This is a genomic window from Pseudomonas sp. BNK-44-b (assembly GCF_047456245.1).
GTDB classification, from domain to species: Bacteria; Pseudomonadota; Gammaproteobacteria; order Pseudomonadales; family Pseudomonadaceae; genus Aquipseudomonas; species Aquipseudomonas machongensis.
On the sequence record NZ_CP179908.1, the window covers coordinates 1,662,662 to 1,680,971 of the forward strand.

At 54.0% G+C, this 18,310-nt stretch carries 14 protein-coding genes and 1 pseudogene; 12 read left to right on the top strand and 3 right to left on the bottom strand.

Going from position 1 to position 18,310, the window contains the following annotated elements:
- Positions 1-13: 13 nt before the first annotated feature.
- The 3 genes from ACMGGG_RS07690 to ACMGGG_RS07700 all read left to right on the top strand — a co-directional run bounded on the left by ACMGGG_RS07690 (position 14) and on the right by ACMGGG_RS07700 (position 2,124).
- A complete protein-coding gene (locus tag ACMGGG_RS07690) occupies positions 14-217 on the top strand; it encodes an MbcA/ParS/Xre antitoxin family protein (protein ID WP_414155161.1) in 204 nt (67 codons plus the stop codon).
- A 171-nt stretch (positions 218-388) separates the two neighbouring features.
- Entirely contained in the window at positions 389-1,102 is a 714-nt protein-coding gene (locus ACMGGG_RS07695; RefSeq protein ID WP_414155162.1) for a hypothetical protein, read from the top strand.
- Between the two features lie 293 nt (positions 1,103-1,395).
- Positions 1,396-2,124 (top strand): metallophosphoesterase family protein, encoded by a 729-nt coding sequence (locus ACMGGG_RS07700; RefSeq protein WP_414155163.1) that lies wholly within the window; start codon positions 1,396-1,398, stop codon positions 2,122-2,124.
- 31 nt (positions 2,125-2,155) lie between these two features.
- Here ACMGGG_RS07700 and ACMGGG_RS07705 read toward each other — a convergent pair whose 3' ends face one another.
- Entirely contained in the window at positions 2,156-2,632 is a 477-nt protein-coding gene (locus ACMGGG_RS07705; protein ID WP_414155164.1) for an XRE family transcriptional regulator, read from the bottom strand.
- Positions 2,633-2,806: 174 nt separating this feature from the next.
- Between ACMGGG_RS07705 and ACMGGG_RS07710 the strand changes: the two genes are divergently transcribed.
- Positions 2,807-3,352 (top strand): hypothetical protein, encoded by a 546-nt coding sequence (locus tag ACMGGG_RS07710; protein ID WP_414155165.1) that lies wholly within the window; start codon positions 2,807-2,809, stop codon positions 3,350-3,352.
- A 68-nt stretch (positions 3,353-3,420) separates the two neighbouring features.
- Here ACMGGG_RS07710 and ACMGGG_RS07715 read toward each other — a convergent pair whose 3' ends face one another.
- Positions 3,421-3,888, bottom strand: coding sequence for a hypothetical protein (locus ACMGGG_RS07715; RefSeq protein ID WP_414155166.1), 468 nt, complete (start codon positions 3,886-3,888; stop codon positions 3,421-3,423).
- Positions 3,889-4,143: 255 nt separating this feature from the next.
- On the opposite strand from ACMGGG_RS07715, the gene ACMGGG_RS07720 reads away from it, so the two are divergent.
- The 8 genes and pseudogenes from ACMGGG_RS07720 to ACMGGG_RS07755 all read left to right on the top strand — a co-directional run bounded on the left by ACMGGG_RS07720 (position 4,144) and on the right by ACMGGG_RS07755 (position 17,286).
- On the top strand, positions 4,144-4,497 hold the full coding sequence (locus ACMGGG_RS07720; RefSeq protein WP_414155167.1) for a hypothetical protein: 354 nt from the start codon (positions 4,144-4,146) through the stop codon (positions 4,495-4,497).
- 668 nt (positions 4,498-5,165) lie between these two features.
- Entirely contained in the window at positions 5,166-11,789 is a 6,624-nt protein-coding gene (locus tag ACMGGG_RS07725) for a DUF3320 domain-containing protein (RefSeq protein ID WP_414155168.1), read from the top strand.
- A 454-nt stretch (positions 11,790-12,243) separates the two neighbouring features.
- Positions 12,244-13,023, top strand: coding sequence for a transporter substrate-binding domain-containing protein (locus tag ACMGGG_RS07730; protein WP_414155790.1), 780 nt, complete (start codon positions 12,244-12,246; stop codon positions 13,021-13,023).
- 53 nt (positions 13,024-13,076) lie between these two features.
- Positions 13,077-13,805 carry an ABC transporter permease gene (locus tag ACMGGG_RS07735; RefSeq protein WP_414155169.1) on the top strand — a complete coding sequence of 243 codons (729 nt, stop codon included), beginning with the start codon at positions 13,077-13,079 and terminating at the stop codon, positions 13,803-13,805.
- Positions 13,802-14,512, top strand: a complete 711-nt coding sequence (locus ACMGGG_RS07740) for an ABC transporter permease (RefSeq protein WP_414155170.1) — start codon at positions 13,802-13,804, stop codon at positions 14,510-14,512. The genes ACMGGG_RS07735 and ACMGGG_RS07740 overlap by 4 nt, the downstream gene beginning before the upstream one ends.
- A gap of 62 nt (positions 14,513-14,574) precedes the next feature.
- A complete protein-coding gene (locus ACMGGG_RS07745; protein WP_032636322.1) occupies positions 14,575-15,357 on the top strand; it encodes an ABC transporter ATP-binding protein in 783 nt (260 codons plus the stop codon).
- 132 nt (positions 15,358-15,489) lie between these two features.
- Positions 15,490-16,428: pseudogene (locus ACMGGG_RS07750) on the top strand (cache domain-containing protein); the annotation flags it as partial.
- Between the two features lie 99 nt (positions 16,429-16,527).
- Entirely contained in the window at positions 16,528-17,286 is a 759-nt protein-coding gene (locus ACMGGG_RS07755) for a methyl-accepting chemotaxis protein (protein WP_414155791.1), read from the top strand.
- A gap of 49 nt (positions 17,287-17,335) precedes the next feature.
- On the opposite strand, the gene ACMGGG_RS07760 is transcribed toward ACMGGG_RS07755, so the two are convergent.
- Positions 17,336-18,214 (bottom strand): LysR family transcriptional regulator, encoded by an 879-nt coding sequence (locus ACMGGG_RS07760; RefSeq protein ID WP_414155171.1) that lies wholly within the window; start codon positions 18,212-18,214, stop codon positions 17,336-17,338.
- Positions 18,215-18,310 lie beyond the last annotated feature (96 nt).

Here is an 18,310-nt window from a genome sequence, read left to right on the forward strand (position 1 = left end):
AGGCGAAGGAACTATGAAAACGGAAACGAATTTTGAGGAGCTGATTCGACGTCAGGCCGAGCAGGTGTTTGGCAGCAAAGCGAAGGCCAACATCTGGTTGTCGCAGCCTAGGACAATTTTCAGTGGCGCCACAGCATTGGAGTGCGTATGCGATGAGGCGGGATATCGAAGAGTCAGGGGTGTGCTCGAGCGCATCGAGCATGGATATGTCTGTTAGACGAGTCTTGCCGGGGTGTGGTTAGCTCAACGCCCTAAGCCATATGTAAACCCGGCCCTAAACGCGCTTTGCGCAATGGAAGCTAGTTGAGTGCAGCGATCAGGGCAAAATTCTCATTCACTAAAGGCTGTGCATTGAATTCAATGCGCTCATCATTCTCGGAGGGGCGACATGAATGAAATATATACCGAGTGGGGGCGATTTTGCCTAAAGTGTCGACAGGTGACAGAAACCTCAGAATTTTCTTCTGCCCCGGTTGATCTTCCCCAGTTTGATGGGGCAACGGAATTTAGAATGGCAGCCAATTTTTCTGGCGGTAAGTTAATGATTGGTACGCTATATTTCGTGCCGTATTACGAAATCGACCCGTTGCCCATTACCTTCCACTGCGATAAGGCCATTGCTAGCTTAAGGGAAGGGTATTGCTTGCTAGTCCCCGTTGCCGTTGATACGGATTGGTCGGAAGTCGTATGGCCTAAGTCAATGGCAGAGTTGGATGGTTATATTGCTAACACGACCGGCTATCCCCGACTCGTTGAAGATTGGATTATGAGGAGGCGTCGCGAGCTTAATAAGCTACTGATGGTTGTATTAGTTAAAGACAATATTTGTTATGGATACCTCTTAGGCTCTCCGAGAGATGGGGAATTCACTGATACTCGTGTAGTACCTGTTTCCTTCGATCGAGTTGGGGAGTTTTCATTTGAAAATCGCATGCTGATTGAGCTGGAGCTCAGTGTGCAGCATCTCCAAATGCTCATCAGGCACGCTCGTCAATTGCAGCCCGGTTCTGGCGACGTAAAGGAGGATCAACGTTTGCGTTATGCACTCGATGAACTGGCGAGCGCGTTGGGAAAGGGCGTCAGTCGTTCTCGCCTGACGTGACCTGGGGGCTTTGATAGCCAGGCCCATTGATCATCAGGTGCGCCGTGGTGCGATCTCGTCTGGCAACGACCCGGTACTGGCTATGCGCAACAGTCGTATGCCTGAACGGCTGACAGTTTTTGGGTTGTGCTGGCCGGCCAGGCTAGGTGCAGCTTCGTAAGTCAACCTGCTGCCGCTGCCCTCAACAATGCAGCGTGCCGGAGCACGGCAGGGCGTGATGCTCAGATGTCATGTTTTCCCTGAAGCCATGAACGAGCGATTTCTAAAACTCCGCTCGGAGCACAATTGAGCTGATGAAAATTTTGATCTACTCAGATTTGCACATTGAGTTCAAAGATTTTGAACCGCCCCAGGTCGATGCGGATTTGGTTGTCCTTGCTGGCGACATATCGGTGCGTGGTAAAGGGGTAACCTGGGCTAACGAAACCTTCGACTGCCCAGTGATCTACGTGTGCGGAAATCACGAGTTCTATAAGGGGCACATCGATCGTACGTTCGCCAAGATGCGTGACGTGGCTGCAGATCATGTGAGCGTGCTCGACAACCAAACCGTCATCATCGATAGCACGCGGTTCTTGGTTACGACGGCGTGGACAGACTACACGTCCACGGGCGACTACAAAGCTGCCATGAGAGACTGCGTCGAGCTCATGAGCGACTTCAGGAGGATCAGGGTAGGGGAGAATTACAGAAAGCTTCGGCCCGTTGACCTCATAGGTCGGAACATCGCCGCTAGTGAGTTTCTCGTCAGTGAACTCGCCAAACCCTTTGAGGGACAGACGATCGTGATCACTCATCACTGCCCAATCCAGGATGTTGCTGGCGAGGGACATGAAGGTCATTTAGGCGCAGCGTATTTCAACCAGTGGCACGACCTTGTGGCCCAAGCTGACGTATGGATTTTTGGTCACACCCATCACGCGGTAGACACAGTTGTTTCGGGGTGCCGGCTAGTGTCGAACCCGCGTGGTTATCCAGGAGAACGTACAGGCTTCTCAGCTGACCTCACCATCGAAGTCTAGGCTGATCTGGAGGACTCAGGGCTGAGGCTGTTTAGTCCTCTGGGTAGTGCCACAGCCGACCTACCGTTGATTTAGGTACCCCAAGGCGCGCGCTGACCGAAGCTTGTGATTCTCCCGCGGCCTTGGCATGCCGAATAGCTGCCAACTTTTCCGGATCGATCTGTTTCCCTGGTCGCACCCGGGTGACCTTGCCCTCTTGGTAGTGATCAGCAATGCGCTCGAGTGCGCCGAGGTTGTTGAGGCTTTGGCATTCCTGTTGGATCACTTCCAGCAGTTTCTCATCGCTCATCCCTTTACTAAGCGCGGATGCTAGGACAATGAGCGTGGCGGGATCGACCTCCAGCTTTGCAGCCACTGCTTCAAGGCGATCGATCGTGATGCTGGAGCGGGCATTTTCAATATTGTGCAAATGACGCGCTTCGACTGAGCCGGACATCTGCTCTTGCGTCAGCCCCTTGGCATGTCTGATCACGCGCACCAAGGCGGCTAGTGCCGGCATGAGTGACATTGACCATCCTCGCTAAAAACGAGGATGAAGCCACGTTGATGGCTCCCGCTCTATGCAATATAGTGCCGATAGAGAGATGTCATTCTGACATCTCAGTTGGTAAGGCCTGCCTGACACGCATGGCCAAGGAAAATACCGCGGCGTGGGGATGCCCCGCCGCACATCGCAGTCCGAATGGACGAATGGGTAAGCACGCTGCGTTTTGGCGCGTGGACGTATGGAGAGGTTGAAATGTCGGATGCGAGTGTTCTGAAGGGTGTAATGGAAGTGGTTGGCCCTCACCGAAATCTTCCGGAAGGGAGCGAGTACGACTATCTGCGTCTCAAGGAGCCAGGGGGTGCTGTGCGGATGGTTAAAAAGGTTGGGACTGGTCACTACATCGCGTCATATCTCAAGCCGGGTGTGGAAGGTGAGTTCCACTTCGTAAAGCTTGGGAAGCTGGGCTTCATTTTGTACGCAATCAAAACGGCAGCGGGAGAGAAATTGTATGAGGCAGACGGCTTTACCACCTGGATCAAAAAGATGCGCGTCATGGGCGCTTTCCTGGGGTTGCTGTTCATCCCGTTGAGCCTGGTCGCATTGCTGTTCGGCGGCTTCTTCGGGGTCATTGTCCCAATCGGCTTCATTTATGTTATGTGGAAATTGATCGTGAGTTTTCCCAAGGTTCTCAAGGACAGTTCCCTGAGGTCTCAGCTCGCATCCCACGGGTTCAGAGTCTAAGCCCGCCAGAAAAACATGTCCTTGAGCAGATCGGCGCGAGGCGTCCCACAGGCAGCTTCGCGCGCTTGTCAGTCACCGATCCGATTCCCAAGCTCAATGTCGAGCTGATAGAGAATTCGATCTGCCAAGTGGAAAGGCAGCTTCTCTGAGGTAATTTCGTGCATGGCCTCGAGGTAGCAGAAGTACGTCTCCACCGAATTGTTTAGGTAGCTGACAAGGCTGCCGCCGCTGGCGGGTTTGTCTGGGTAGCGTCGCTGCCCTGGCATCAAGACTCTGAAGACTCGATCATCAATGATCTGGAATACCTCTGGGTTTAGGAAGCGCATGATGGTCGAAGCCATTGGCAACCGAATGCCCGGAGAGGACAGCAGCTTTCGCAGTAGCGCATCTGCCTGTCGATGTTGCCGCGGCTGAAGATCACCCAGCGTTCGTAGCTCGTCCATCCAGGTCAGGAGGTAGTTGGGGGTATCGGTTGACCTTCCACAAAACGATCTCCAGTAAGGTCTGCTTGGTAAGCTCCTTGGCATCAAGGTCATCAAGTCTCTTTGTAAGCTCGGGTTGGTATTTGTACTTGTCCAGCAGGTGAGTGGGATTTTCACCCCACACATGCTGGAAGCGCTTAAGAATGTCCATCAAATCGAGCTCTCATGGCCAGTGGTGATCGTTGTACGAGTTAAGCCTGCATATAATGGCTGCGAAATAGCGACTAGGGATCAGGTGATTTTCGAGTATATTGCTACCCGTTTTCCCAGAAGGGCCATCTTGGCTCCACGGGCAGTTGAGCGCTGCGAATGGATAGCACCATCACTCTTGAAGTCTGGAGCCGCGCCTCGGCTGGCTGCGGTGAAGAGTTCGTCCACGTTCTGAGCGGGTTGCTCGACGAATATGAGCGCAAACCTGGCAAAGACGAGCCTGTTCGGATCACTGCCGAATGGGTAGGCCAGGATGGCTACTCTTTCCTAGTCGTAGCCCTCAATGAAAAGTCTCGGCGGGATGTCAGGTACTACGACCATGGCTGGCATATCGAGCTGCGATCGCGTCTATGGACGCACATCTGCAGGGGCATACAGCATCGACTGGTGCTGAGTGGGTTGGCGCCGGAACCTATTACTGAGGATCTCCTGGCTTTCGAAATCGGCGTTTGATGCGATCCATTGGGCGGGATGCGGTGTTCATGGCACCTCTAAGCGAATCATCGCCAGGCTCATATCCTGTTGTCTGTCACCGACCGGAAATTTCAGTCCATTGTGAACGGATTGATCCATCGAGCGCTGCGCGCCTTGGCATTGAACGCAAAATGAAAAGCAGCGGCCTGCGGCCAATGAAGCGATTCCCCTGAGCCCCAAGGGGCCTATCTGCATCAGTACCATCGTTGCATCACGAGATCAGAAGCAAAACTGTACCGAAAAGCATATCGCCAAGATCGCGGAAGAGACGGAAGAAATGCAGCGGCGCAGATCTCGCTTTTCTTTGGGTCTCAAATATAGAACTCCGTCTCGCAAAAAAAATTGACAGACCAAAACGGCGACTTATTTTCAAAGTGTGATGGGCGTCACACTTTTTCCCTGTTCTCGCTGGAGTCGGTCACGGCTAGGGGATCTGCGGTAACCTGGCTGATCGACATCCCCCAGGTTTTCTCGTCCTAGCCCACCTGCCTATCCTGGCTGTTGGATGGATTCGAGCGCTTTACAACGACCAAAGGATCATTACGCCTGAAGCTGGAAGCGCTATCATCCCGCCATCAGCTCAAGAGGGGCTCCTTGGCCGGCCTATTCCGGCACTCCCTTGGGCATAACGACAAGGAAGGTTGCGCATGGACGACATCGTTCAGCCCCTCGCTGCTCAAGAAGAAATCCCGCCTAAAGAAGTCAAGATTCTGGCCACGTTGGTGGCGAAGCTGAACCTTGCCGACTTCCAGAACGCCATTCCCGTGATTCGCGAGCTTCGCATCGCGAACGAGACCGACGACCGCTTCGTCGATGTGACCCTGACATTGACCTCAGAGCCTGAGGTGTTCAAGTCCAAGGTCTGGCGAATCGACGAAGTCGCACCTGACAGCTTTCGAGTTATTCCGGGGCTTGATCTGGTCTTGGATGGCCCCTTGCTCAGTCGCCTCACAGAGGCCGAGCTTTCCACTTTTACCTTTGCACTTGAGGCTGATGACAAGGCGTCCGAGAGTGGTCGGAAGGAAGTTGCTCGCCTAGAGCAGGTTGTAGACCTTTTGCCGCGTAACCAGTGGGGTGGGCTTCGTCATATCCCAGATATGACTGCCGCTTTCGTTCAACCCAATGATCCGGCAGTTGAACGATTGTTGAAGCAGACGGCTGAATTGCTGCGCCTCAGTGAGAAGTCTTCGGCGCTCGATGGCTACGAGGGTGGTGCGAAGCGTGTCTGGCAGCTGGCGTCAGCAGTCTGGGGCGCCGTGGCACGAATGAAGCTTGATTACGCGTTGCCACCGGCGAGCTTTGAGCAGACTGGCCAAAAGGTGCGCAGTCCCAGCCAAATCGCCGACACTGGTTTGGCGACCTGTATGGATCTCACTCTGCTTTTCTGTGCAGCTCTTGAGCAAATTGGGCTGAACCCTGTGATCGTCTTTACCCGGGGGCATGCCTTCGTGGGTCTGTGGATGAAGCCGGAAGAGTTTACAACGGCGCTGGTTGATGATGTGACCGCGGTGCGCAAACGGGTGAAGCTGCGCGAGCTGGTTCTTTTCGAGACCACCCTTGTTACTCAGAACCTTGCTCCGTCTTTCTCCTATGCCGTCGAGCGCGGAGCGAAGCAGATAGCTGAAGACTCAGACAGCGACTTCGAGATGCTGCTAGACATACGTCGCGCACGTCTGCAGCGCATCAAGCCCCTGGCGAGCTCCGAGGCTCAGATACCACGAGTTGCTCTGGAAGACCCGGACGAGGCCGCACCGCTGCTGGTTGAAGACGGCCTGGACATGCCAGATGAAGTGCATGAGGTGGTCGTCGAAGATCTTTCCAAACTCGATCCTGCTGATCGTCTAGGCCGCTGGCAGCGCAAACTGCTGGATCTGTCGCTTCGAAACAACCTTCTCAACTTCAAGACGGGCAAGCGGGCTTTGAAGCTCGAGTCTCCAGACCCGGGTGCTCTTGAGGATGTACTGGCCAGTGGTCAGTCGCTGAAGCTGCTCACCCGTCCAGACCTCATGGATGGTGCTGATCCGAGGGAGCGCGCTCTGTATGAGCAACGCAAGCGTGAGGATGTTCGTCGCCGGCATGCCGAGGATGCGCTTAAGCGCAGAGAGGTGTTCGTTGCGCTGACATCCAACGAGATGGATGTTCGACTCACCGAACTGTACCGAGGTGCTCGCACAGCGCTGCAAGAAGGCGGCTCCAATACGCTCTTCCTGGCCATCGGCTTCCTGAGTTGGACTCGTGAGGACAGGGCAGGGCAGAAGTACAAGGCGCCATTGGTTTTGGTTCCGGTTACGCTGGAGCGCAAGAGCGCTCGCTCCGGATTCACCATGGTGCTCCACGATGATGAGCCGCGCTTCAACCCAACCCTTATTGAAATGCTTCGGCAGGACTTCGAGTTGGGCTTGGGTTCCCTGGAGCACGAGTTGCCTCGGGACGATTCTGGTCTTGATATCGCCGGCATTTGGAACAAGGTCGGACATGCCATCAAGGACATCCCAGGGTGGGAGTTGAGCGAAGACGTCGTGCTGTCGATGTTTTCGTTTGCCAAATACCTCATGTGGAAGGATCTGGCCGAGAACGCTGAGCACCTGCGGCAGAGCCCTGTCGTTCAGCACCTCCTGGATACCCCACGCGACTCGTTCATTTCGGATACACCGTTCCCAGAGGCGCAATCGCTGGATCGTGATTACGGCCCGACCGATGTTTTCTGCCCCCTGCCATCTGACTCATCTCAGTTGGCTGCAGTGATGGCGGCCGCTAAGGGCAAAGACTTCGTATTGATTGGCCCACCCGGTACCGGCAAGAGCCAGACGATTTCCAACATGATCGCTCAGTCGATTGCCCAAGGGCGTCGCGTGCTGTTCGTCTCGGAAAAAATCGCCGCGCTGGATGTCGTGTATCGTCGCCTCCGTGAGATTGGCTTGGGTGAGTTCTGCCTCGAGTTGCACTCAAGCAAGGCTCGGAAAACTGATGTGCTGGCCCAGCTGCAGTCCGCTTGGGAGGCGAAAGGGCAGGTTGATTCCGCTGCATGGGAAGTTGAGGCTCAGCGCCTCGCAACGCTGCGCGACAGCCTGAACATTTACGTCGAGCGACTGCACCGGCGCCATCGCAACGGTTACACCATCTACGATGCGATTGGCACGGTCACTTCGGGTGGCGATGAAGCTGTTGCTCCTGTCGGTTGGGCTTCACCTAACACGCATGACCAGAAAGCCATACTAGAGCTTCGTGAGTTGGCCGATCGCCTCGAAGTGAACGCGCAGGCTGTGGGATACGGCCATTTAGTGGGCAATGCGTTGTCCGCTATAGGCCAGGCGGAATGGTCACCCCATTGGCAGCAACAGCTGGTACAGGCAGCTCGCGATGTATTGCCTGCTGTGCTGGATGTGCAGCGGGCGGCTGATCGGTTCGTTGAGTTGGTTGGGTTCCCGACTTCGGAATACACCGCGACAGCACTGGAGGGGTTGTCAGTCCTTTCCCAGGCACTGCCCGCGGCAGCAGGGCAGGATTGGCGCTTCGCGTTGCGGCCTGATGCCCGCTCCATATCCCAACGACTGAGCGATGGCTGTGCGTGGGTTGAACAACACCGAGAACTCAACGGCAAGCTTTCGCCGCTCTGGCCTTCACGCGTTGTGGCGGAAGCGAAGCAGGGTATCGAGTTGCTACAGCAACGTCGCATCACCTTCGGTGAACTCAGCCCAGCCTGGCCGGCGAGTGTCACCGATGTCCTTGCTCAGGCGGTGGCACTGCTTGGCCAAATAGAAGAGCTCAAGCAGCAGCTCAGTGCGACCTATGGCGATACCATCGAATCGCTCGACATCGATCTGTTGCTGCGTGAGTGGAAAGAGGCCGAGGAATCGTTCTGGCCAAAGTCCTGGTTCGGTAAGCGTCGTATCGCAGGTTTGCTAGCCCCGACTCAAACCACTGCAGGCGAGGCCGATCACGGTAAAGATTTGGCCATCTGGGCAGAAATCCGCGCCGTGCGCCGTGCTATTGATGAGCTTGAGCCCGGACACGAGTGCGTTGCCGTTTGGCAAGGTTCAAAGTCTGTGGCTGAGCAGCTTTCAACGTCGATCAAGCTTCAAGAGGCCATTCGGCTCCAGCAAGCAGACTCGGACTGGATTGATGATGGGCTCCAGTTGGTCGAGCAAGGCCAGCTGGGTGACGCCTTGAAGGAAGAGCTGCGACGACTTCGCACGCTGACGCGCCTTAATAGCGATATGGCCGCCTTGTCCGACCTTGGCCCGACCACTCAGCAGCTTTGGTGCGGCAAGGACACAAACATTGAACTCCTTACTGCAGCGCTGCGTTTCCAGGCTGAGCGTCGAGATATCGAAGAGCGTGGTCGCCTTGTTGATGATCACCCAGAAGTGCAGGAGGGCCGCTGTGGAGCGTTGCTTAAAGGTGACTTCGACCTGTTAAAGCAGCGGGCAGCGGTTGAACGTGATCTGTCCGACCTGGCTGACCTGCGAGAGCTGGTACCGGTCTGGAGTGACCTGAAGACCAAGCTTGAAGTTGCACGTCAGGCTGTGGTGTTCCAAGGGCAGGTAGCAACGGCTATTGCGAAGCTCGCGCTGAATCCGGAGCACATCGCAGCTTACAAGGCTCCCCTCCAAACGCTCTTGGGAGATGGCAACGCCTTGCTAGAGCCTGAAGGTGCGATAGCTCTCGCAGGCGTGGCCCTTCGTGAAAAGCTTGCGTTGTTGCAGGAGCGTTCATCGCATCTGACTTCGATCGGTCACTTCACCGAGGCCGGTGCTGATGAGACCGCACATCTTTCGTTGAATGACCTCAAGAAAAATTGCGAGACCGTCGTTTCTTCCGAGGCGCGACTCAAGGCATGGTGTGCTTGGAGAAAGGTGCGCGATGAGGCTTTCGCCGTTGGCCTCGCCCCAATTGTCCAAGCTATGGAAAGCGGAGCAATCACCTCCGGAAAAGTCCGCCGCGTCTTCGAGGTGAATTACGCTCGCTGGTGGCTGAATACCACTGTCGATAATGAGGAAGTGATCCGGACGTTTGTCAGTGTTGAGCACGAACAGCGTATTCGCGATTTCCGAGCGCTGGATGACAAGTTCACCGAGCTGACGAAGGACTGGCTCCGTGCTCGGCTGTGTGCTGACCTGCCAAGTCAGGACAGCGTGAGCCGCTCTTCTGAGTGGGGCTTGCTGCGTCATGAGATGGGCAAGAAAACCAAGCATATTCCATTGCGTGAGTTGATGACTCGGGCACCGGAAGCGCTCACCAAGCTGACACCTTGCTTGTTAATGAGCCCGCTTTCGATCGCCCAATACTTGCCGCCGGCTTCGACTCCGTTCGACCTGGTCATCTTCGATGAGGCTTCTCAGATTCCGGTTTGGGATGCGATTGGTGCAATGGCACGAGGAAAGCAGGTTGTAATGGTGGGCGACCCGAAACAGCTCCCGCCGACCTCGTTCTTTGACCGCGCCGAGTCCACAGCTGATGATGAGGATGTCGAAGCCGATCTCGAGAGCATCCTGGATGAATGCATCAGCGCGAACCTGCCGATGCGTAACCTGAACTGGCATTATCGCAGTCGCCACGAGAGTCTGATCGCCTTCTCAAACCAGCGCTACTATGGCTCGAAGCTGGTGACCTTCCCATCACCGTTCACAGCTGACAAGGCAGTGCGTTTGTGCCCAGTAGCAGGTGTCTACGACAAGGGTGGTTCACGTACCAACCTTATTGAAGCAAGAGCGCTGGTCGCTGACCTCGTTGCTCGCCTTCAGTCGCCTGTCTTCCGAGAGAGTCGTCGAACCGTGGGTGTCGTCACGTTCAATGGTGAGCAGCAGAAGCTCATCATGGACATGCTGGATGAGGCATGTCGGAAAGATCCGTCGCTTGACTCCTACTTTGCTGAATCTGAGCTTGAGCCTGTGTTCGTGAAGAACCTGGAAAGTGTCCAGGGAGACGAGCGCGACATCATCTACTTCTCGACCACCTATGGGAAAGACGCTGCCGGCGTGATGTCGATGAACTTCGGGCCGATGAACCGTCCTGGTGGTGAACGTCGCCTCAACGTCGCCATTACTCGTGCTCGCCAGGAATTGGTATTGTTCTCGACGCTGCGCCCAGAGCACATTGACCTCGCCCGTACGCAAGCTGTTGGAGTGCGTGATCTGAAGCACTTCCTCGAGTTTGCTGAGCGTGGGCCGCGGGCCTTGGCAGAAGCTAACTTCGGCAGTGTGGGCGGATTCGACAGCCCATTCGAAGAGGCGGTCGCAGCTGCCTTGGCCAAGAAGGGTTGGCAGGTTCACACCCAGATTGGCGTGTCGTCGTTCCGAGTCGACCTAGGAGTCGTTCATCCTGATGCACCTGGGCGGTTCCTTGCCGGCGTGGAATGCGATGGCGCTACTTACCACCGCAGTGCAACTGCCCGTGATCGCGACAAGTTGCGAGAGTTTGTACTACGTGGTCTGGGCTGGGAGATCGTGCGAATCTGGTCGACAGACTGGTGGGTTGATGCTGTAGGGACTGCGGAAAAGGTTCATCAGCAATTGACGGAGCTCCTCGCTAAGTCGAGAGCCAAGCAAGCCGTCATCGATGCTGCGCATGAGGCGGAGCGCTTGAAAATCGATGCCGCGATGGCAGAAGTGATCGAAGTGGTGGATCAGGTCGCTGTGGTCGCTTCCACCCCTGTTGCTGAAGCCAATGATCCGTCCGGCGCATTGCCTGAGTTGAAATACGCCAGAGCTGCCGCGGCTCAAGTAGAAGAAATTGTGATTCCTCATGTGCCGGTGGAGCATCTGGTTTACAAGGAAGCAGACCCGACTGAGGCTGTGGAAGGTGTTGACCCAGATCGATTCTTCGAAGCGAACTATACGTCTACTCTGGAACGGATGATCGCCCATGTGGTGTCAGAGGAGGGGCCAGTGCTTGATTCGGTGCTAGCACGGCGTATCGCCCGTGCTCATGGCTGGGTCAGAACGGGCTCACGCATTCGCGATCGTGTCGATCAAATTGCCCGCGCACGATTCCGTTCCCATGAAGAGGAGCAGTCCGGAACCTTCTTCTGGCCCTTACATTTAGACTCGGAGGCGAACGTCGTCTTCCGGAGACCAGGTGATGACGATTCAACGCGGCCACTCGCTGACATCTGCTTGTCTGAACTACGCGCCTTGGTGGATGAAATGACTAAACACGGGCATGTTGGAGAAGGACTGGTTTACGCGGTTGCCAAGGAAGCTGGAGTAAATAAGCTTACTCACGCAGGACGTCAGCGTATCGAAAAGGCCATAAAGCCTACCGTTGTTTGATGGGATGGGGCGCCTACGAGCGCCCACTCTCCGACGTCAATGAACACGGAGTAACACCGTACACTGTTACATCTGGCGTCAATTTGATGGTGGGTGATGCGTTCTGCTAGATGAGGAATCTTGGTATTTGGACACTTAAGAGCAATCCTCTGCGTCTCGCAGGCGATCCTCTTAGCTCTACACGGCTCTAACTCTGTCCCTAGGTTTTAAAAAGTAGAGAAAGCTACGAGCATATTGCTATCTATGCCGAGCAAAATGCTTGCCAGTACGAGCTTAATGCCATCTTGTGCCGATCAACTTATGGCGTAGCATGACATCATGAGCAAGATGACAGCAGCCATGCACGGAGGCGCTTAGGCGTGCAGCGCTCATGGATAAGTGTGGTTTTGACGAGCATAGGCCGTTGAAATTGCTGGCCCTTAAATTAATTACAATATCTAGGGATTTCCAAATGATGTCACTCCGTAAGCTTTTTGTTTTGGCTACGCTTCCCTTTTGCATCAGCCTGGCGCAGGCAAAAGAGTATAAAGAGATTCGATTTGGCGTAGATGCCAATTACGCTCCCTTCGAGTCCAAGGCTCCAGATGGCGACCTTGTCGGGTTTGATATTGACCTGGGAAATGCGATTTGCGCTGAGCTCAAGGCTAAGTGCAAATGGGTCGAAAGTGATTTTGATGGGCTGATTCCTGGGCTTCGAGCCAATAAGTTCGATGGAGTTCTGTCCTCTATGACGGTGACGCCTGTACGTGAAAAAGCAGTCGATTTCACAAATGAGCTATTCTCCGGCCCAACATCGTATGTCTATAAAAAGGGCTCTGGGCTCAGTGCGGATGTGAATTCACTCAAAGGCAAGCGTGTTGGCTTTTTCCAAGGCAGCATTCAGGAAGGCTACGCTAAGGCGGTTTTGAAGAAGGCGGGTGTTAATGTTCAGTCGTATCAAAACCAGAGCCAAGTCTACTACGATCTTGTGTCGGGCCGGCTCGATGCTTCTATCCAGGACACACTCCAGGCCAAAGCAGGATTTCTAAGCTCTCCTCAAGGTGCTGATTATGAGATGAGCGAGCAAGTCGAAAGCGAGTTGCTTCCCTCCAAAACGGCCATCGCAGTTGTCAAAGGCAATGATGAACTCAAGGCGCAGCTGAACAGCGCCATCAAGGCAATCCACGAAAACGGAACCTACGCCAAGCTCCAAACGAAGTATTTTGGTGATCTGAACCTTTACAGCGGTAAGTAATGGTATGCGCCTATCCCGCATAGGCGCGTTATTTCATCAAGAGTCGTCCGATCATGATTGATAACTTTTTTGAAGCTGTTGGTCTGCCAGGGCTTAGCATGCAGGGCTTTGGGCCGCTGCTGCTGAAGGGCACCTGGATGACCATCAAGCTGTCCTTGCTGTCCTTGGCAGTGAGCGTCATATTAGGCCTAATTGGCGCTAGCGCTAAGCTTTCCTCCTCAGCTATAGCTCGGTTACCTGCTCAGATATACACCACGCTGATTCGTGGGGTACCAGACCTTGTGCTGATGCTGCTCATTTTCTACAGCCTGCAGACGTGGTTAACCAGCCTGACGCAGTATTTGGACTGGAATTACATCGAAATTGACCCATTTGCGGCCGGCGTGATAACTCTCGGGTTCATCTACGGCGCCTATTTCACGGAAACATTCCGAGGAGCCATGCTTTCCGTCCCTAAGGGGCAGCGGGAAGCGGCAGTGGCTTATGGTCTCAGCAGATCCCAACGTTTTTTCCTTATTACCTTCCCCCAGATGATGCGTTTTGCGCTTCCTGGTATTGGCAATAACTGGCTTGTTTTGCTCAAGGCAACAGCGTTGGTCTCAATCATAGGTCTTGCAGATCTGGTAAAGGCCGCCCAGGACGCCGGTAAAAGCACTTTTCAGCTATTTTACTTTCTAGTGTTGGCGGCCCTCGTTTACTTACTCATTACGACGCTATCAAACTTCGTATTGCGCAGGCTTGCACGTAAATATTCCGCTGGCTCTCGCGAGGCTCTGCAATGATTGAATTACTGCAGGAGTATTGGAAGGCTTTCCTGTACACGGATGGGACGGAAATGACGGGGCTGGCCATGACGCTGTGGCTGCTGACCGCCTCAATCTTCATAGGTTTTTTTGGGGCGATTCCCCTAGCCATTGCGAGGGTTTCAGAGCGAGCTTATATACGTTGGCCTGTCCAATTTTATACCTACTTGTTCAGGGGGACGCCGCTGTACATTCAGCTACTGATTTGCTACACGGGGATCTACAGCATCGCTGCCGTGCGCTCACAGCCTTTGCTGGACGAATTCTTCAGAGATGCGATGAACTGTACGATCCTGGCCTTTGCGCTGAATACGTGCGCGTATACAACCGAGATTTTTGCGGGCGCAATCAGAAATATTCCGTATGGCGAGCTTGAGGCAGCTAAGGCCTATGGGCTGAATGGCTTGAGGTTAAACGCATTCGTAGTAGTGCCTTCTGCGCTGAGGCGGGCTCTCCCGTACTACAGTAATGAAGTGATATTGATGTTGCACTCGACCTCGGTAGCCTTCACTGCCACCATCCCGGATATCTTGAAAGTTGCACGTGACGCGAACTCAGAAACGTTCTTGACGTTCCATTCTTTTGGGATTGGAGCCTTGATCTATTTGGTTCTCTCGTTTGCACTTGTAGGATTATTTCGCTTAGCTGAGCGCCGCTGGCTGTCCTTTCTTGGGCCCGCTCATTGACTTTAGGAATGCCGCTGATGACCAGTCTAATAATAACCAATAGCATTGAGCAGAACCAGCACATGGGCAAAGGCCTTGAGTTAGGGTACAAGCTGACCGTTGAAAATCTTCACAAAAGCTATGGTGATCACCAAGTTCTGAGAGGTGTATCGCTAAAAGCCCATAAAGGGGATGTGATCAGCCTAATAGGTGCCAGTGGGTCTGGCAAAAGTACCTTCTTGCGTTGTATCAATTTCCTGGAGACGCCTACTGACGGCGCTATGACGCTCGACGGGCAAGTGATCAGGATGGTTAAAGATAGACACGGGTTGCGAGTGGCTGATGCCGCAGATCTACAGCGGCTGCGCACCCGTTTGGCCATGGTATTTCAGCACTTCAATCTGTGGAGCCATTTGAGTGTGCTGGACAACATTACCTTGGCACCTCAGCGTGTCCTAGGTGTTAAGAAAGCTGATGCAGAGCAGGCAGCACGTCAATATTTGGATAAGGTCGGCCTTCCCTCTAGGGTTGCATCACAGTACCCAAGCTTTTTGTCTGGTGGGCAGCAACAACGTGTTGCTATTGCCCGGGCGTTAGCGATGGAGCCTGAGATCTTACTCTTTGATGAACCAACATCGGCTTTGGATCCTGAGCTTGTTGGTGAAGTGCTGAAGGTGTTGCAGGCGCTGGCGGAAGAGGGGCGAACCATGTTGATGGTGACACACGAAATGGCCTTCGCAAAACAAGTCTCTAGCCAGATCCTGTTTTTACACCAAGGGCTGGTGGAAGAGCAGGGTGGAGCGGACATCTTAACCAATCCTCGTAGTGAGCGCCTCCAGCAGTTCCTGTCGAACGGTCTCAAATAATAGCCAATGTTTGGCCTTTTTATTTCGGCGATAGGACGATCGTCAATGAAATTGATGTTTTCACATAAGATCATAATCTCTGCTGCGCTAGTGGTTGCAGCTTCTTTTGCTAGCTTCGCCGCTTACAACGACATGCTACAGCGTGATGCACTGTACCGGGGGATTGAAACTAAGCTCTCGGGTGTGAGTAACTCCACTGCTAATGGTATTTCACAATGGATGTCTGGGCGATTGCTGTTGCTTGATAGCTTGAAGGAGTTGCTCGCGGGCTCTTCAGTCCCAGAGAAATTGATTTCTGTGCTTGATCAATCAGTTCTGAAGTCAGTGTTTTCATTCACCTACTTTGGTAATGCGGAGGGGGAGTTTTTTATTCGTCCTCAAGATGAAATGCCGTCTGGTTATGATGCCCGTACGCGACCTTGGTACAAGGCAGCAGAAGCGCAAAAGCGCACCGTGCTAACAGAGCCCTATCGAGATGATACCAACGGCAAGCTGATGCTTACTGTTGCGGCGCCAGTCATTGATAAAGACAGCGTGCAAGGCGTTGTGGCGGGTGATTTGCCGCTTGATACCGTTGAGAAGATGCTAAGTTCGGTAGAACTCAAAAGCATGGGCTACGCATTCCTGGTTGATTCGGATGGCAAAATATTAGTCCACCCTAATCGTGACCTTTTGATGAAGGATTTCACTTCGGTCTACGCCGGCGGCAAGGATGGGTTTGGCAGTGAGCTCCATGAGGTGCAGCAGGCAGGCAAGCGCGAGTTGGTCATGTTTGCGGCGATCAATGGGCTTCCTGCAGTCAAGTGGTACGTTGGCTTGGCGCTTGACAAGGACAAAGCGTTCCAAGAGCTGGCTGGCTTCAGATTTGCGGCGGTCATAGCTACATCGATCACCGTCGCTGCGACAATACTGCTCCTGGGCGTCATGATTTACTGGCTTATGCACCCTCTACGACGCATGAGTGTTGCAATGAAGGACGTTGCCAGGGGGGAGGGAGACCTAACAAAGCGCCTTGAGGTTAAATCCCAAGACGAGTTCGGTATGCTGGGCCAGGATTTCAACGTGTTTGTAGAGCGGATACACAATTCGATTCGTGATGTTTCCACCGCAACTGAGTTGGTGTTTACTGAGGTGAAGCGTGTCACCACGTCATCTGCGGGCTCCCTGTCGATGTCTGGCGAGCAGGCGCAGCGAACGGATAGCGTAGCGGCAGCGATTCATGAACTTGGTGCGGCTGCTCAAGAGATCGCCCGCAATGCCGGCGATGCCTCGGTACAGGCAGCAAAAGCTCGGAGTCAGTCTCATGAGGGAGGAAAGGTGGTTGCAGGTACCATCTCCAAGATGAGTGATCTCTCTGACAATCTTCGGCTGGCGTCGGGCAGCATTGAATCGTTGAACGATAAAACGGTCAGCATTGGACGCATTCTGGAGGTCATCAAGGGTATTTCGGAGCAAACCAATTTGCTTGCTCTCAATGCTGCGATCGAGGCAGCCCGAGCAGGAGAGGCTGGTCGGGGATTTGCCGTTGTCGCAGATGAGGTTCGTAGCCTCGCATATCGAACGCAGGCTTCAACTCAAGAAATTCATGTGATGATCGATGAGCTACAGGCAGGCGCCCAAGAAGCCGTCAATCGGATGGAGGTGAGTGGTCATCTGAGTGAGCAAGGCATGGCGGTAGCGAATGAGGCGGGGGCGTGCCTTCACGTTATCAATCACCATGTCGGCGATATCGATGGCATGAATCAATCTGTGGCGACCGCCACCGAGGAGCAGTCCTCTGTCATTGAGTCTCTCAACGTTGATATCGCGCAGATCAATAGCCTGAACACAGAAAACGTGAAAAACCTCCGGTCAACCTTGAGTGCCTGCGAGAACCTGCAGTCGCAGATCGAGCGGCTCAGGGGTCTGGTTGCTTCATTCCGGACGTGACGCCCGGATGTGAATGGCCCGCCCGTGACGCACTGCTGGCATGAGAGACTTAAAAGCTGCGCTGCCTCAGTTCGTCGCTCACGAACGATATGAACTCGCGAACTCTTGCGGTATGCCGCAGGTCGCGATGTGTAAGGATCCAGAGGCCAGTTGTGAACGGATCCAGCGCATCCGATTTGAGCCTGACAAGGCCTGGCGTGTTATCTCCCAGATAGCGGGGTAGAGGGGCAATTCCCATCCCCGCTAGCGCGGCCTGGCGCAACGAGATCAACGAGTCAGCCTTGAAGATGATTGAACTGGCTGGGATTGTTGATTGAATCCATTTCGTGACAGCCATCTGGCTGAAAGTCAGGTCAGGTGAGATCCACTTGGTGAAGGTCAAGGGGTCGACACACTCTAGCAACCCAGCCATTTCAATGGATGCGTACAGGGCGAATCGGACATCGGAGAGGTGCCTGCCAATAAGGGACTCGGTGGGGTTATCTCCAGTCCGGATAGCCACATCTGCATGTCGCTGCGCCAAGTCAGTGACAAAAGGCCCAGTTGACAATTCAACTACGATTTTCTCATTTTGCTTGCTGAATTTCTCAAGAATCTGAGGAAGGATCGAGCCCATAATCGTATCGCAGGTGGTAATTCGAAGTGTCCCCTCCAGCTTGAGGTCTTTTCCTTCAAGTCGAAGCGATAGGTCGCTTACGGCTCCTCTCATTATTTCAGCAGTCCGCAGCAGTTCCTCACCGGCTTCAGTCAGCGTATACCCTGTGGCAAGCCGATTGAAAATTCGTAACCCGTGTGCCTGCTCAAATGTATTCACTCGCCGTAGGACGGTGGTGTGATTTACATTGAGGTGCCTGGCTGCTGCTGCAAACGATGCATGTTCAGCTACTGCGAGGATTAACCGTAGATCATCCCAGTCCCAGTTGTGCATTCTTGCAGTCCTGTTTGGTGAAAAAGCAGATTGTTTGGAATTCAAGTAGCCACCAGAATTAGTCGTAAGCAGGGCAAACGGCACTGCATAGATGAA